We start from the raw sequence: 14,726 nt of genomic DNA, 5'->3' as shown, positions 1-14,726 counted from the left end.
GCGCCGAAGGGCACGGGTCCCCGGCGGTCTCCGGCGCACCTGGTTCGACGGCGGGGGCACCGCCCTTGAGGGCCGCATCAGCCGCCCCCCATGATCCGGGCGGTCCGGATCTCGACGGCGCGAACCCGCGCGACGTGGGCGGCCCAGAACCGGTTCGCCAGGAGCGTGGCGGCCGTCGGCGCCGCGCGGGGTTTCGATGCGGATGTCCGCGGGATGCCGGGACCGGCCGTCGCCGCGACCGTCGCGAGCGACGACTCCACGGCGGCCAGGCGGTCGCGGACGCGCCGGCAATAATCGATGGAGCGCGGCGTCATGCGCTCCTCGCCGTGGCCGGCGCGATACTTGGCCAGGGCACGGCATACGTCGCCGCCCGCAAGGCTCCAGGCCCGTGCGAGGTAGGCGACGCCGAAGCGGGCGTTCGTGGCCGGGTCGAGGAGTTCCGCGGCCGGCCCGCGATGGCCCAGCATCGCCGCCGTCGCCGGCCGGACCTGCATCAGCCCGAGTTCGCCGACCGTTCCGACGGCTCCGGCGTCGTAGCCGCTCTCGACGAACGCGACCGCCTCGGCGAGCACGGGCGGGATCCCGCGCGCCGAAGCCTCACGCGCCAGAAGTTCGCCATAGGCGGTTCGACCGCCGGCCGTGACGTTCCCGACGTCGACGCCCGTGGCGGTCGCTCCCGCGGTGCCCCCCGGCCCTTCCGCCGCCTTCGCCGCGCCGGCGGCCGCGGCGAGGCTGAGGAGGACGCCAAGGGCGCGAGGCGCCGCGGCCGGGATTGGGCGCCGCCGGCCGGTCCCCATCACTTGGCCTTCTGGATGCGGGTGACGGCGATGGACCCGTTCACCCGGTCGGCGGAGAACCGCACCCGCTCGCCGGGCTTCAAGCCCTTGAGCATGGCCGGGTCCTGGACCTTGTAGGCCATGGTCATCGCGTCCATCCCGATGTTCGGGATGGTCTCATGGTCGAGGGTCACCTTGCCCGCGGCGTCGTCGACCTTCTTCACGGTCCCGGCGACGAGGGGTGCATTGGACGGCGTCGCCGGCGGCGCCGGCTGCGAGGCCGCCTTTTCGGCGGGAGGCGGTTCGGGCCGGGCCTGGGCCGGGGCCGCCTTCGCTTGACGGTCGAGCGGTCCCTCGCCCGAGGGCGTCTGGTTCGGCTGCGGCCGGTACCCGGCCTCGCGGCTGCGGACGAGCCACTGCTTCAGGGTGTCGATCTTCGCCTGCTGCTCGTCCTGGATCTTCTGCGCGGTCTCGCGCAGCTGCCGGTCCCCGCCGTAGTCGAGCTGCGTCTTGGCCAGGAACAGCGTCTCCTCGTAGCTGGCGATGAGCAGCTCGGCGAAGTCCCTGTCCGGGTCGCCGGTCAGCTTCGTGTCCCGGAAACGGTTCGCCATCGTCTCGCGCGCCCTCTCCAGGGCGGCCGGCGCACCCTTCGCGGGCTGTGCGCCGGCGCGCTCCGAAACCGGGCAGAAAAGGACCGCGGCGAGCGCGGCGGACAGGATCAGGCGTCGCATGGTCGCTCCATCTCAAAAGCTCGGCGCCCTCGCGCGCGCGACCGGGCGGAAGCCGCGCGAGGACTCGCGCACAGGGCGCTACTTCGCCTTCTGGATCTTCGTGACGGTGTAGGCCCCGCCCGCCTCGGCGACGTCGAAGTCGACCTTGTCGCCGGCCTTGAGATCCTTCAGCATCGCGGGATCCTTGACCGGGTACGCCATCGTCATCGCGTCCATGTCGAGCTTCGGGATCGCGGCGTGGTCGAGCGTGACCTTGCCGGTGGCCGGGTCGACCTTCGTCACAGTCCCCTTCACGGACTGCGCCCACGCCGGTGCCGCGACCGCCAGTAAGGCCGCCGAAAGGACGGCGAGCGTGATCTTGGGTCTCATAGCTTCTCTACTCCTCGGGTCCATCGAACCGCCGCGCCGGCGCCGTTGAGGGGATCGGCGACCGGCGCGGGGGACTTCGGAAGGGATCGCTCCCGTTCCGAACGGGTTTGCCTGCCGCGCGAGGCGCTCCGGCAGGACGTTCGGGCTGCCAGTGGCCGCCCGATCAGTGTTCGTGGCCGCCCGTGTTCGACGCGGTGCGGCGCGTGCGCGGGTCGACGACCCGCAGGTCGGTCTGACGCGCGCGCCGGCCCTTGGGCGTGTCCGGGGCGCGGGCCGGCTCGGGCATCGGCTCGCCGGTCCATTCGTAGGCCAGGGTGCCTTCCGGGTGCCGGTACCAACCCGGGTCGCGGTAATCGCCGGCCGCCAGGCCCGGCCGGACCTTCAGGACCGTGAACATCCCGCCCATCTCCACGGACCCGAACGGGCCGGCGCCGGTCATCATCGGCAGCGTGTTCTCGGGGAGCGGCATCTCCATCTCGGACATCATGCCGCCGCCGGTCGAGCCCATCGGCATGTAGCCTGGCGCGACCTTCTGGATCTGCTTGGCGGTGCTCTTCAGGTTGACGCCGATATAGGTCCGGACCGAGTGGCCCATCGCGTTCATGGTGTGGTGCGACTTGTGGCAGTGGATCGCCCAGTCGCCGGGATTGTCGGCGTTGAACTCGATGGCCCGCATCTGGCCGACCGCAACGTCGGTCGAGACCTCCGACCATTGGCGGTTCTCGTCGATCCAGCCGCCATCCGTGCCCGTGACCTTGAAGTCGACGCCGTGGACGTGGATCGGGTGGTTGGTCATGGTCAAGTTGCCGAAACGCATCCGGACCTTGTCGCCCTGACGCGCGACCATGGGGTCGATGCCCGGCCACACGCGACTGTTGAAGCACCACATGTTCATGTCGAGCATCGTGTTGACCTTGGGCACGTAGGACCCGGCCTCGATGTCGTAGGCGTTCAGCAGCCACACGAAGTCGCGGTCGACCCGCCGCTCGGCCGGGTCGCGCGGATGGACGACGAAGAAGCCCATCATGCCCATTGCCATCTGGACCATCTCGTCCGAGTGCGGGTGGTACATGAAGGTGCCGGAGCGCCGGAGGATGAACTCGTAGACGAAGGTCTTGCCCGGCGGGATGCCGGGCTGGGTCAGCCCGGCGACCCCGTCCATGCCGTTGGGCAGCGTCTGCCCGTGCCAGTGCACGGCGGTCGCCTCCGGCAGGCGGTTCGTGACAAAGATGCGGACCTTGTCGCCCTCGACCGCCTCGATGGTCGGTCCCGGCGACTGGCCGTTATAGCCCCAGAGCCGCGCGTTCATGCCGGGCGCCATCTCCCGCACGACCGGCTCGGCGATCAGGTGGAACTCCTTCCAGTCGCCGCGCATGCGCCACGGAAGCGTCCAGCCGTTCAGCGTCACCACCGGCTGATAGTCCGGCCCGCTGGTCGGGTAGAGCGGCGGCTGCATGGTCGCCTTGTCCATGATGGGGGCCTCCGGCAGGCCCGCGGCCTCGACCCGTCCGCTGATCATGGACGTGCCGGCGAGCACGAGGCCGCCAGCCCCCAGGATCCCTCTGCGCGAGATGTCGGTCATGATGTCTCTCCGAATGTCATGGGCGGACCGGGGCGCCTGCGTCAGCCGCCGGGCGTCGCGACGGCGAGGCTCGTGCCCGGGCTGCCTCCGGCGGCTTCGCCGCCGTAGTTGTCCGCCGAGAACCCGCCGCCGACGGTGGCCGCCTTGAGGTCGGTCGCCGCGATCCAGAAGTCGCGTTGCGCCTCGATCGCCTGGATGTTGCTCAGGATCCTGGCCCGGGCGTCGACGATCAGCGTGGTCACGTCGAGGAGCATGCCGCTGTACTGGAGCAGCGCCTGGTCCTGGATCGTCCTGCGCAGGGGCAGGACGCTGGTCTGGTAGTGCCGGGTGATGTCGTACTGCCCGCGATAGCGCTGGTACGCCTCGCGGACCTCCGAGCGGGCGTTGACCGCGCGCTCCGCCAGGCGGTTCGCGGTGGCGAGGTAAGACTCCTTCGCGCCGCGGATCGCCGTCGTCCCGAAATCGTAGACGGGGATGGTAAGATCGGCCGTGAACCCGTTCAGGCTGCTCTTGTCGACCTTCGGGGCGGAGCCGCTGTCGAACGTCCTCGACCGCGTGTATTGGTTGGCGAAACCCACGTCGAAGACGCTGACGAAGCCGCTGGCTTGGTTCAGCCCGAACTGCCCGACGAGCGACTGCAGCTCGAAGCGGGCGGCCTGCACGTCGGCCCGCTTGCTCACCGCCTCGGCCTCGATGACGCGGCCGTCCACGAGGCGCTTCGGAAGGGCAGGCAGGCCGCTCGGCAGCCGGAAGTCGATCTCGCGCCCCCAGAGGCCGAGCAGGCGGGTCAGGCGCTCGCGCTCCGCCCGCTGTTGGACCCGCGCCTTCCCCAGCTGCGCGCCCAGCTCGCTGTAGAAGGCGTGCTCCCGCGCCTGCTCCAGCTTGTTCAGCGCGCCCGTCTCGCCCAGCTGCGTGGCGAGCGTCGAGGCGGATCCGGCAGCCGCCAAGGCCTGCTCCAGGAAGGCGGTCGCCTGGTTGGCCGCCACGGTCCGGTAGTATTGCCGCCGCGCCTCGCCCCCGAGCCGCAGGACCTGCTCCGCCGCTTTGTACTGGTCGGCCCTGAACCGCTGCCGCGCGATCTCGGCGCGCACCGGCAGCGTCGCCAGCTCCAGCACGCTCGCGGCCACGGAGCGCTCGATGTCCGTGTTGAACCCCAGACCCCACTGCGTGATGGAGAAGCGCGGGGAGGGCGGCAGCGTGGCCTGCACGTACTGCGCCTCGGACACGCCGAGGTCGTTGAACGCGGCCTGCAGGCCCCTGTTCTTGAGCAGGGCGACCTGCACGGCGCCGTCCGCCGTAAGGGGGCGCCTAAGCAGCTCGTCCACCCGCGCTTCCGCGGTCGGCGCGATCCCCTGGTCGCCCCCCTTCACGATGTCCTTGCGCAGTTCGAGGGAGGCGTAGTCGCCCGCGACCGAGAGGCCCGCGTCCGGCGAGAAGCTCGCGCAGCCTCCCAGGAGCGCGGCCAGGACGGCCAAGCTCGCGGCCACGCGCGCGGAACGCCCCCGGACGGGGTCGCCCGGCGCGCGCGCGGTCCTGCCGGCTCGTCCCGGCGCGGTCGTGGTGCGTCCCATATCGGGTAGTCCGGGCTGCGAGGCGGTTCGGTTACAGCGGCGGACCATCATCGGCCTCCGGAATCGCGCTTGCCGCCCATTCCGGGCATCCCGTCCATGCCCGGCATTCCTTCCATCCCGCCGGACCCCGCCTTGGGTGCGACCTGCCGGTTGAGCTCCCGCCAGTCCTTGGGCTCGACGACGCGGAAATCCTGTACGCCCGCGGTCACCTTCGCGTAGCGGGGAGGCGGGACCGGCACGTACGGTTCCGACGGCAGGATGAGCCCGACCGGCACCGCGGCGGGCATGCAGCCGGCGAGCGGCAGGACCGCCGCAAGCGCGGCCGGTCTCGGCAACTTGAACATCGTGGATTTCCCGGACTGAGGCGGACGGCCGCGGGCGAGGCCCGGCGCGGCGCCGGTCGCGCGGCCTGTGCCGGCGACGGGGTCGCGCCCGACCGAGGCGTCGGGTCGTCGAACGGAATGGTTGCTGGTCCCGCCGAAGCGGCCGTGGGCAGTCGCTAGACCTGCCCGTGCGTCAGGCGCCCCGCCTCGGCGGTCGCTCGATCCGGAGCGGATGCGCGTCGACGGTCCCGTCTTCCTGGACGATCAGAACCCGGTCGGAAGGACGGTAGTCCGCAGGCGTGCCCAACCAGATCGCCACTGGGAGTGCCGCTTGGCAGCCGAGGGTGCAACACGGCGACGGGCAGGACGGGCGCTTCGAACGGTGTCGGTGTCCCGGGCAGCCGTCATCGGCGGCGGTCGCAGCCGGCACGTCCTGGGATCCAGCGTGAAACGCGGCGCCATCCGAACGGTCGTGTCCCTGGCGTGTCTGCGCGTGACGTGCGTGGGACATAGCCCCCGCGACCTCGGCGACCACGCGGTCGGCCATCGCGGCATGCCGGCCCATCGTGCACGGTGCGGCCGGCGCGATGGCCAAGGCCAAAGCGAGCACGGCAAGCAGCAATGTGCGCACGATGTTCAATGATCAGGGCTCCGGCCTAATCTTAGCGGACATTCGCACGGTCTGGCGGAAGCGGCAATCCACGGCAACGGAGATGCGCCGTGGAAGAACAGTATGTTGGATTTGCGCCACAAGCCAATTTCGGGAAGGCAATCACGATTGCGCCGACATGTCGCGACGCATTTAATCGAGCGTGAGAGGGACCGGAGGCGACGCGCCGATCAGTGTGCGTGGTCATGGTTGTGCGGAGCGGCGGCATCCGGAGCCGTTCCGGTCTTGCCCTCGGCAGCATCGGTCGTCGTCGAACCTTCCGTGGGGGCTTGATCCAGTACTTGGCCGTGCTCGTGGGCGTGCTTATGGCCGTGCTCATGGCCGTCGGCGTGGTCGTGCGGAGCGGCGGCACCCGGAGCCGGGGTCGTCCCGGCTTTGGCCGCGGCAGCATCGGGCGCGGCTGGACCGTTTGCGGGCGCGTGGTCGTGAGCATGATCATGGGAGTGGCCGCCGCTTCCGGGGTGGACGTGGTCGCCCGATTTCGGGAGCGCCATGACGCCCAGGCCGTAGCGGTAGACGTTCTCTCCGCCGAGCCAGCCCGTGATCGCGAGCGCTCCGGTACCCCCGGCGAGGAGCGCCAGCAGCGCGATGCCCGCTCCGGCGTCCTTCCGCCGCTCCAGCCAGGCTACGCCTCCGGCAACGAGAAAGACCAACGCAGTGGCGACGGCCCAGCGGAGGTGGACGGACATGTTCTCGTGCGAGGCCGCGTCATGCGCGACCGTGTTGTACGCCGACCAACCCGTCGCCAGGGTCGCGACCGTGACCGCGATGCCGATCGCGAGGTTCCAACGGGCGGCCATCGTGAGCGCGGCCCCGGACGGCGCTTTCTTGAACAGGGTCCCTGCGGCGAACAGCGCGGTGGCCGTGATGAGGAGGGCAATCGTGAAATGGACCGCGACCGGATGCCAGTTCGGGATCACCTCGATCATGACCATACTCCCAGGAAAGCGTCGATTGCAGGACGGCCGGCTTCCGCCCGGACCGGTTCGGATGGGGAAAGGGCGTCGAGCGGGGCGTCGTGCAGGGGCGAACCCGCCGTCGTCGGCGGATCGGAGGAGAGGCACGTTCTCGGATGCGGTCTCGGACGACCAATCCTCGCGGACGGTGTCACGCCCGCAGGGAGGCTCGGGAGCCCCGTGCCCGTCCCCCTCTCGTCGTACCCGGGACGGTCTAGGGAACGGCGCCCAGGCTTGGCAATAACTCGCCGCACATGCCTGCGGGTGAGGGCATGCCCAGGGCGCTGTAACCTTTCGGGCCTCGTTTGCGGACTGACCTTCGAGCCGTGGACCGGTTCCCTGTCACGTCCCGGCAACCGACCGCGTGATGCGGTTCGTCGGACGAAATTGCGCCCACGCGGCACGGCGCGGCGGTCGCGAGGGGCACTGCGGGGTGGTGGATGATGCGACAGAATTCGAGTTTTGGCCGGGCATCCACGAGCCGGCTCGCCTAGCGCAGGTGCCCCGGGCGGAGGAGGAACTGCGCGGGCTGCTCATCGCCAGCCTCGAGGGGAGCGCGGCCGACTACCGGCGCTTCCTCAAGCGTCTCGGCGCGCACCTACGCGCGTACTACAAGGGCAAGCTGGTCCGCTCCGGACGGGGCGACACCGAGGCGGAGGATCTCGTCCAGGAGACCCTGATGGTGATCCATACGCGCCGGCACACCTACGACGTCACGCAACCAGTAACGCCGTGGATCCACGCCATCGCCCGGTACAAGCTCATCGACCATCTTCGGCGCACGCGCTCGTCCACTGCGGACGTCCCGGTCGAGGATGCGGGCGTGCTGGTGGCCCACGACGACCACGTCGCGGCGGAGAGCTCGCACGACGTCGAGCGCCTCCTCGCGCAGCTACCGGCCAAGATGCGGAACGCGATCCGATCGACGAAGGTCGAGGGCCTGAGCACCGCGGAGGCGGCCGAACGCTCCGGCATGACCGAGACCGCGATCAAGGTGAGCGTCCATCGCGGCTTGAAGGCGCTGGCGAACCTGGTGGGAGGTAAGACGCGATGAAGACCGACGAACTCATCGGCCTCCTGGGCAACAGCTTCGAGCGCGAGCCGGTCCGGACCCCGTGGATGACCCGCCGGCTCGGGATGGCGGTCGCCGTCGGCGCTGCGGCCGCGCTATGCCTCGCACTTGTGGTGCTGGGGGTGCGCCCCGGCCTGACGCAGACCCGGCCGCTCGTGTTCCTCGCGTTCAAGTTTGCATTCGCGGCCGCGGTCGGAGGCCTCGCGCTTCGGTATCTCGTCAGGGCCGCGAGGCCCGGCGGCGAGAGCCGCGTCCATCTCGGGGTCGCCGCCCTGCCGTTCGTCGCAGTTGCAGCGCTTGCGGGGGCGAGCCTGTCGATGACCCCGCGCGAGCACTGGCACGGCCTGATCTCGGGCCACACCTGGCTCGAATGCCTCGTCTCGATCCCGCTGATCGCCGTCGTGCCGTTCGCCGTCGTCACGTGGGCGGTCCGGCGGTTCGGGGCACCGACGGACCTCGTGCGGGCCGGGGCCCTGGTTGGCCTCGCCTCGGGTGCGGTCAGCGCGCTGGGCTATTCCCTGCACTGCATGGACGACACCGTGCCTTTCGTCGCCGTCTGGTACGGAGGGACCATCGCGCTGTGCACGATGGCGGGGGCGCTCCTGGGACCGCGCCTGCTCCGATGGTAGCGAACAAGCCAGGAGCGTACCAATGCGGTCGGCGAAGATGACTGGGTCTCGTGGCGCCGGCCGCAGCACGAAAAAGAATTTGCGCAATGTCGTAACGATGAGCGCGGGACGTACGGACTTAATGGAAGGAGCAACGAGCTTCCGAGTAACGATCGAGTTCCGCCATGAGAACCAAGATCCTTCCCGCCTTCGCCGGCATTGCAATGCTTGCCGCACTTCCAGGTTATGCTCTTGCGGGTTGGATGGACAACGTCCCGTCCCGCTTCGTACCCCAGAAGCACCGGACGCCGCCCCGTTCTGTCGAGCCGGTGGAGATCGGCTCGACGACCGGGTCGATCACCGGGATGCCCTGGCGTTCTTCCGCCGACCGGCTGACGCGTCCCACCCGGGACTTCTGATGCCGTCGAATCTCATGGCCTTCCGCCCGGACCGAAAAGCTGGCATCGTGGATCCGTGACGTTCTGGCTCGCCCTTCGGCGGCTGCTCCCGCTGCTTGCGGTTCTGAGCCTCGCCCTGACGCCGGTGGCCGCCCCCGCGGCCGTCGCGGGCATGCGCGCGTCCGCGATGGCGCAGGCAGGCGTCGGGCACGAGGCGATGCCGGTCGCAGACCCCGCCGACATGGCGGCTGTCGACATGGCCGAGATGCCATGCTGTCCGCCAGTGAAGACGGCGAAGCCCGACTGCGCCAAGGCAGGTTGCCCACTACTGGCGCTCTGCCTCGCCGGCATCGCTTCCATCCCGCCGTCCGCGGTGTCCGTCCCGGCGCCGGTCGCGACGCGAACGAGCCGGGCTTGGCCTGATGCGGCCTCCTTCGCCAGCGTGCACGGGCCACCGTTATCCGAGCCCCCCCGAGCCTGAGCCCGATGCCGCCGGCGTGAGCGCCGGCACGATGCCGCGCGACCGCGCGCCGGCAAACATCGCGTTCAGGAGACCACAGCAGTGACCAAGAATCCCTTCGCGCGCACCCTCGCGGCTGCGCTGCTCGGCGCCGCCCTGTCGGCCCAGGCTCTGCCGGCGCTCGCCGACATCAAGGACTACCAGTTCCAGCTCGTCCAGCCGGAGGCGAAGGTCGGGGGCGCCGTCCTCGCCGTCCGGCTCGTCGACAAGCGTAGCGGCAAGCCGGTGACCGACGCCGTGATCTTCGCCAAGCGCCTCGACATGGCTCCGGACGCCATGGAGGAGATGGCCACCAAGGTCGAGCAGGTCCCGTCGACCGAAACGGGCATCTACCGCTTCAAGGCCCATCTCGGGATGCAGGGCCGCTGGCGCTTGTTGCTGGCCGCCAAGGTCCAGGGCGAGACCGGCACGGTCGAGGGCGACCTGATCGTCCAGGCCGCGAAATGAGCCGGTCCGGATTGCTGGCCGGGGTCCTCGCCGCATTCGCGGCCGCGGGCGTCGGGTATTGGGCGGGGCACGACGGCCCCGCCGTGTCCGAACTCGCCGGACGCGCGGTCTCGGCGCTGCCGACCGCGTTCGCGGACCGGGCTCGCGACGGGCTCGCGCATCTCCTGCCCCCCGCGGCGGGCCTCGCGAGGGCCACCCCGTCCGGCCCGGTCGTCTACTACCAAGAACCGGACGGAAAGCCGGTCTACTCGCTCGCGCCGATGGTCACGACAGACGGACGCGAGTTCCGGGCCGTCCGCGCCAGCGAGGACGTCCGCTTCGACGGCGAGGCTGTGGAGGCCATGCCCGCCGACATGGCCGCCCACGGCATGGCAGACGGCGGCCAGCCTGCCGGGTCGTCCAAGCCCGGTCCCGGTGAACGACGCGTCCTGTACTACCGCAATCCGATGGGCATGCCCGACACCTCGCCGGTGCCGAAGAAGGACTCGATGGGGATGGACTACATCCCGGTCTACGCCGGCGAGGACGAGGGCGGCAACGTCGTGACCGTCTCCCCCGGCAAGGTCCAGCGCACCGGCGTCCGGACCGAGACCGTCGAGCGCCGGGTCGTCGCCCAGCCGGTGCGCGTGCCCGGCACTGTCGCCCTCGACGAGCGGCGCGTGACGGTCATCGCGACACGCTCGGACGCCTACGTCGACCACGTCGAGGACGTCACGACCGGCGACCGCGTACGCAAGGGTCAGCCCCTGGTCCACATCTACTCGCCCGACATCAACGCCGCCGCGGCCCAGCTCATCGCCAACCCGGGCTTCGACGGCGCCCGGCGGCGCCTGCAGAACCTCAACGTCTCGGAAGCCGTCATCGACGAGATGGAGCGCACCCGGAAGGTGCCGATGGCGATCACCTGGTCGTCGGCCCGGGACGGCATCGTCCTGCAGCGGACCGCCATCGAGGGCATGAAGGCCGCGGCCGGCGACACGCTGTTCCGGATCGGCGACATCTCGGTGATGTGGGTGCTGGCCGACGTGCCCGAGCGCGACCTCGCCGGGGTGCGCGTCGGACAGCCGGTGACCCTCCGGGTTCGCTCGGCCCCGGGGCGCACGTTCTCGGGCAAGGTCGGCGTGATCTACCCGCAGGTGAACCCGGACACCCGCACCACACGGGTCCGCATCGAATTGCCGAACCCGGACGGCGCGCTCCTGCCCGACATGTACGCCGAGGTCGAGATCGCCACCGGGACCGGCAAGCCCGTCGTGGCGGTCCCCGACGACGCGGTCATCGATACGGGCGCGCGACAGGTGGTGCTGCTCGACCGTGGCGAGGGCCGGTTCGAGCCGCGCGAGGTCAAGATCGGGGTACGCGGCCCGGGCTACACCGAGATCCGCGAGGGCGTCGCGGCCGGTGACCGGGTGGTCACGGCGGCGAACTTCCTGATTGACGCCGAGAGCAACCTCAAGGCCGCGCTGCAATCGATGGCGTCCCCGAAGGCGGACGACCGGCAAGCCGCGAACATGGAGGTCAAGCCATGATCGCGCGCCTCATCGGATGGTCGGCCCGCAACCTCGTCCTGGTGCTGGTCGGGACCGTGTTCGCCGTGGCGGCAGGCGTCGTCGCCCTGCGCACCCTGCCGCTCGACGCCATCCCCGACCTCTCGGACGTGCAGGCCATCGTTTACACCGAGTATCCGGGTCAGGCGCCGCAGGTGGTGGAGGATCAGGTCACGTACCCGCTGACCACCGCCATGCTGACCGTGCCAAAGGCGAAGGTCGTGCGGGGCTTCTCGTTCTTCGGCGTGTCCTTCGTCTACGTGATCTTCGAGGACGGCACCGACCCGTACTGGGGCCGCTCGCGGGTGCTGGAATACCTCAACGGCGCGGCGAGCCGGCTGCCGGCGGGGGTGACGCCGACGCTGGGTCCCGACGCGACGGGCGTGGGTTGGGTCTACCAGTACGTGGTGATCGCGAAGGAGCGGACGCTCGCCGAGCTCCGGTCCCTGCAGGACTGGGTCGTCCGCTTCGGGGCCTCGCGCGCCGAGGGCGTGGCCGAGGTCGCCGGCGTCGGCGGCTTCGTGAAGCAGTACAACGTCGTCGTCGATCCGAACCGCCTGCGCGCCCAGGGCATCTCGCTCAACAAGCTCCGCGACGCGATCCGGACGAGCAACGCCGATGTCGGCGGGCGCACGGTAGAGCTATCCGAGTTCGAGTTCATGGTGCGGGGGCGCGGCTACCTGCGGAGCATCGCCGACATCGAGAACATCGTGCTGAAGACCTCCGGCGGCACGCCGCTGCGGGTCCGGGACGTGGCCCGGGTCGAGCTCGGGCCGGACGAGCGCCGCGGCATCACCGAGCTGAACGGCGAGGGCGAGGTCGCCGGCGGCATCGTCCTCCAGCGCTTCGGCGCGAACGCCCTGAACGTCATCGAGAACGCGAAGGCGAAGCTCGCCGAGGTGGCCAAGAGCCTGCCGGCCGGCACCGAGATCCTGCCGGTGTACGACCGTTCGCAGCTCATCGACGCGGCCATAGAGACGCTGCGGCACACGCTGGTCGAGGAGAGCGTCGTCGTCTCCCTGGTCTGCATCGTGTTCCTGTTGCACGTCCGAAGCGCGCTGGTGGCCATCCTGATGCTGCCCGTAGGCATCCTGATGGCGTTCGCGGGCATGAGGGCGCTGGGGCTGGGCGCCAACATCATGTCGCTCGGCGGCATCGCCATCGCGGTCGGCGCCATGATCGATGCCGCCATCGTCATGATCGAGAACGCCCACAAGCACCTGGAGCGGGCGCCGGAGGGCAAGCCGCGCGTCGAGATCCTGGTCGAGGCCGCCGCCGAGGTCGGCCCGTCCCTGTTCTTCTCGCTGCTCATCATCACGGTGAGCTTCCTGCCGATCTTCACCCTGGAGGGGGAGGAAGGCAGGTTGTTCGGGCCGCTCGCCCTGACCAAGACCTTCGCCATGGCGGCGGCGGCGCTCCTGTCAGTGACCCTGGTCCCGGCCCTGATGACGCTGTTCGTGCGCGGCCGCATCGTCCCGGAGCACCGCAACCCGGTGAACCGGCTCCTGATCTGGCTCTACCGGCCCGTCATCGCCGGCGTGCTCCGGGCCCGGGTCCTGACCATCGTGCTGGCCCTCGGCGTGCTGGCGGCCACAATGTGGCCGGCGCGTCAGCTCGGCTCGGAGTTCATGCCGGAGCTGAACGAGGGGACGTTGATGTACATGCCAACCACGTTGCCCGGCATCTCGGTGACGAAGGCCGCCGAACTGCTGGCGACCCAGGACCGGATCATCAAGAGCTTCCCGGAGGTGGCGTCGGTCTACGGGAAGGCTGGGCGCGCCAACACGGCGACGGATCCGGCGCCGATGGAGATGGCCGAGACCATCATCAGCCTCAAGCCGAAGGCGGAGTGGCGCCCGGGCGTGACGCTGGCGAGCCTGAAGGCCGAGATGGACGCGGCCCTGCAGTTCCCGGGCGTGTCGAATGCCTGGACGCAGCCGATCCGCGCCCGCATCGACATGCTGGCAACCGGCATCCGCACCCCTGTCGGCGTCAAGGTGCTCGGGACCGACCTCGGCGCCATGGAAAAGGTGGCCCGTCAGGTCGAGGCCGTGGTGCGCAGCGTACCTGGCACGTCGAGCGCCTACGCCGAGCGGGTCATCGGCGGCTACTTCCTCGACATCGCGCCGGACCGGGAGGCGCTCGGGCGCTACGGCTTGGCGGTCGGGGACGTGCAGGACGTCATCGCGACGGCGCTCGGTGGCCAGTCCGTCACGAACACCGTCGAGGGTCGCGAGCGCTACACGGTGAACGTGCGCTACCCGCGCGCCTTCCGCTCGGATCCGCGGGCCATCGCCGACGAGGTGCAGGTGCCGCTGCCGGCGGGGGGGACGGTGCCGCTGCGCGAGGTGGCCAAGGTCGAGCTCACGCGGGGGCCGACCTCGATCCGCACCGAGAACGGGCAGCTCGCGGTCTACATCTTCGTCGATCTCGCGGGCCGGGACCTCGGCGGCTACGTCGCCGACGCGCGGGCCGCGGTCGACAGCGAAGTCAGGCTACCGCCGGGCACGACCCTGCAGTGGAGCGGACAGTACGAGTACCTGGAGCGGGCCACGGCGCGCCTGAGGATCGTGGTGCCCCTGACGCTGCTCGTGGTGTTCCTGCTGCTCTACCTGAACTTCCGGCGCCTGACCGAGACGCTGATCGTCATGCTGTCGCTGCCCTTCGCGCTGGTCGGGGGCGTCTGGCTGATGTGGTGGATGGGCTTCAACATGTCGGTCGCGGTGGCGGTCGGGTTTATCGCGCTCGCCGGCGTCGCCGCCGAGACCGGCGTGATCATGCTGGTCTACCTCGACCACGCTCTCGACGAAGTCCGCGCCGGCTGCCGGCGCGAGGATCGCCCGCTCACGCGGGAGGACCTGGGCAAAGCCATCATGGTCGGCGCAGTCGAGCGTGTCAGGCCCAAGATGATGACGGTGGTCGCCATCATGGCGGGCCTGCTGCCGATCCTGTGGAGCACCGGCTCGGGCTCCGAGGTCATGCAGCGCATCGCGGTGCCGATGATCGGCGGGATGGTCTCCTCGACCGTGCTGACCCTCGTTGTGATTCCGGCCGTCTACGCGCTGGTGAAGGGGCGCGGGCTGCCGCAGGCCGCTGCGGAGATCGGGGACACGGCCCGGTTGCCTCTGGCCGCCGAATGAGGAACCGAGAGGAGCG

General features: G+C 70.4%; 14 protein-coding genes. 7 read left to right on the top strand and 7 right to left on the bottom strand.

Annotated elements, in window-relative coordinates:
* Window positions 1-77: 77 nt before the first annotated feature.
* From ACX9MN_RS04835 to ACX9MN_RS04805, 7 genes are all read right to left on the bottom strand, one after another.
* Entirely contained in the window at window positions 78-797 is a 720-nt protein-coding gene (locus ACX9MN_RS04835) for a lytic transglycosylase domain-containing protein (protein WP_331327766.1), read from the bottom strand.
* Window positions 797-1,507, bottom strand: coding sequence for a copper-binding protein (locus tag ACX9MN_RS04830; RefSeq protein WP_331327767.1), 711 nt, complete (start codon window positions 1,505-1,507; stop codon window positions 797-799). The genes ACX9MN_RS04835 and ACX9MN_RS04830 overlap by 1 nt, the downstream gene beginning before the upstream one ends.
* Before the next feature lie 78 nt (window positions 1,508-1,585).
* A complete protein-coding gene (locus ACX9MN_RS04825) occupies window positions 1,586-1,876 on the bottom strand; it encodes a copper-binding protein (protein ID WP_331327768.1) in 291 nt (96 codons plus the stop codon).
* 163 nt (window positions 1,877-2,039) lie between these two features.
* Window positions 2,040-3,458, bottom strand: coding sequence for a multicopper oxidase family protein (locus ACX9MN_RS04820; RefSeq protein ID WP_331327769.1), 1,419 nt, complete (start codon window positions 3,456-3,458; stop codon window positions 2,040-2,042).
* Between the two features lie 41 nt (window positions 3,459-3,499).
* Window positions 3,500-5,029: a TolC family protein gene (locus tag ACX9MN_RS04815; RefSeq protein ID WP_331327770.1), complete on the bottom strand. Its 1,530-nt coding sequence runs from the start codon at window positions 5,027-5,029 to the stop codon at window positions 3,500-3,502.
* 47 nt (window positions 5,030-5,076) lie between these two features.
* The gene (locus ACX9MN_RS04810) at window positions 5,077-5,373 is read right to left on the bottom strand and encodes a hypothetical protein (RefSeq protein WP_331327771.1); all 297 of its coding nucleotides are present in this window, start codon (window positions 5,371-5,373) and stop codon (window positions 5,077-5,079) included.
* Between the two features lie 819 nt (window positions 5,374-6,192).
* Window positions 6,193-6,951, bottom strand: a complete 759-nt coding sequence (locus ACX9MN_RS04805; protein WP_331327772.1) for a DUF2231 domain-containing protein — start codon at window positions 6,949-6,951, stop codon at window positions 6,193-6,195.
* 526 nt (window positions 6,952-7,477) lie between these two features.
* Here ACX9MN_RS04805 and ACX9MN_RS04800 point away from each other — a divergent pair.
* The 7 genes from ACX9MN_RS04800 (at window position 7,478) to ACX9MN_RS04770 (ending at window position 14,710) form a co-directional block, all read left to right on the top strand.
* Window positions 7,478-8,032, top strand: coding sequence for a sigma-70 family RNA polymerase sigma factor (locus tag ACX9MN_RS04800; RefSeq protein ID WP_331327846.1), 555 nt, complete (start codon window positions 7,478-7,480; stop codon window positions 8,030-8,032).
* Window positions 8,029-8,679 (top strand): DUF1109 domain-containing protein, encoded by a 651-nt coding sequence (locus ACX9MN_RS04795; RefSeq protein WP_331327773.1) that lies wholly within the window; start codon window positions 8,029-8,031, stop codon window positions 8,677-8,679. Before ACX9MN_RS04800 ends, ACX9MN_RS04795 begins: the two co-directional genes overlap by 4 nt.
* Window positions 8,680-8,843: 164 nt before the next feature.
* On the top strand, window positions 8,844-9,077 hold the full coding sequence (locus ACX9MN_RS04790) for a hypothetical protein (RefSeq protein WP_331327774.1): 234 nt from the start codon (window positions 8,844-8,846) through the stop codon (window positions 9,075-9,077).
* Window positions 9,078-9,132: 55 nt separating this feature from the next.
* A complete protein-coding gene (locus ACX9MN_RS04785; protein ID WP_331327775.1) occupies window positions 9,133-9,537 on the top strand; it encodes a hypothetical protein in 405 nt (134 codons plus the stop codon).
* A gap of 81 nt (window positions 9,538-9,618) precedes the next feature.
* Window positions 9,619-10,023: a FixH family protein gene (locus ACX9MN_RS04780; protein WP_331327776.1), complete on the top strand. Its 405-nt coding sequence runs from the start codon at window positions 9,619-9,621 to the stop codon at window positions 10,021-10,023.
* Entirely contained in the window at window positions 10,020-11,552 is a 1,533-nt protein-coding gene (locus ACX9MN_RS04775) for an efflux RND transporter periplasmic adaptor subunit (protein ID WP_331327777.1), read from the top strand. Before ACX9MN_RS04780 ends, ACX9MN_RS04775 begins: the two co-directional genes overlap by 4 nt.
* Window positions 11,549-14,710 (top strand): efflux RND transporter permease subunit, encoded by a 3,162-nt coding sequence (locus ACX9MN_RS04770; protein ID WP_331327778.1) that lies wholly within the window; start codon window positions 11,549-11,551, stop codon window positions 14,708-14,710. Before ACX9MN_RS04775 ends, ACX9MN_RS04770 begins: the two co-directional genes overlap by 4 nt.
* The last annotated feature ends 16 nt before the right edge of the window (window positions 14,711-14,726 follow it).

Source organism: Methylobacterium sp. 1A (assembly GCF_058072805.1).
The sequence above is the reverse complement of the archived record's forward strand: the minus strand, read 5'-3'. Positions and strand labels throughout refer to the sequence as shown.

Bases quoted from the DNA above. Each gene is read 5' to 3' on its own strand.
- ACX9MN_RS04835 (WP_331327766.1), bottom strand. From the start codon at position 797: ATGGGGACCGGCCGGCGGCGCCCAATCCCGGCCGCGGCGCCTCGCGCC.
- ACX9MN_RS04830 (WP_331327767.1), bottom strand. From the start codon at position 1,507: ATGCGACGCCTGATCCTGTCCGCCGCGCTCGCCGCGGTCCTTTTCTGC.
- ACX9MN_RS04825 (WP_331327768.1), bottom strand. From the start codon at position 1,876: ATGAGACCCAAGATCACGCTCGCCGTCCTTTCGGCGGCCTTACTGGCG.
- ACX9MN_RS04820 (WP_331327769.1), bottom strand. From the start codon at position 3,458: ATGACCGACATCTCGCGCAGAGGGATCCTGGGGGCTGGCGGCCTCGTG.
- ACX9MN_RS04815 (WP_331327770.1), bottom strand. From the start codon at position 5,029: ATGGGACGCACCACGACCGCGCCGGGACGAGCCGGCAGGACCGCGCGC.
- ACX9MN_RS04810 (WP_331327771.1), bottom strand. From the start codon at position 5,373: ATGTTCAAGTTGCCGAGACCGGCCGCGCTTGCGGCGGTCCTGCCGCTC.
- ACX9MN_RS04805 (WP_331327772.1), bottom strand. From the start codon at position 6,951: ATGATCGAGGTGATCCCGAACTGGCATCCGGTCGCGGTCCATTTCACG.
- ACX9MN_RS04795 (WP_331327773.1), top strand. From the start codon at position 8,029: ATGAAGACCGACGAACTCATCGGCCTCCTGGGCAACAGCTTCGAGCGC.
- ACX9MN_RS04790 (WP_331327774.1), top strand. From the start codon at position 8,844: ATGAGAACCAAGATCCTTCCCGCCTTCGCCGGCATTGCAATGCTTGCC.
- ACX9MN_RS04775 (WP_331327777.1), top strand. From the start codon at position 10,020: ATGAGCCGGTCCGGATTGCTGGCCGGGGTCCTCGCCGCATTCGCGGCC.
- ACX9MN_RS04770 (WP_331327778.1), top strand. From the start codon at position 11,549: ATGATCGCGCGCCTCATCGGATGGTCGGCCCGCAACCTCGTCCTGGTG.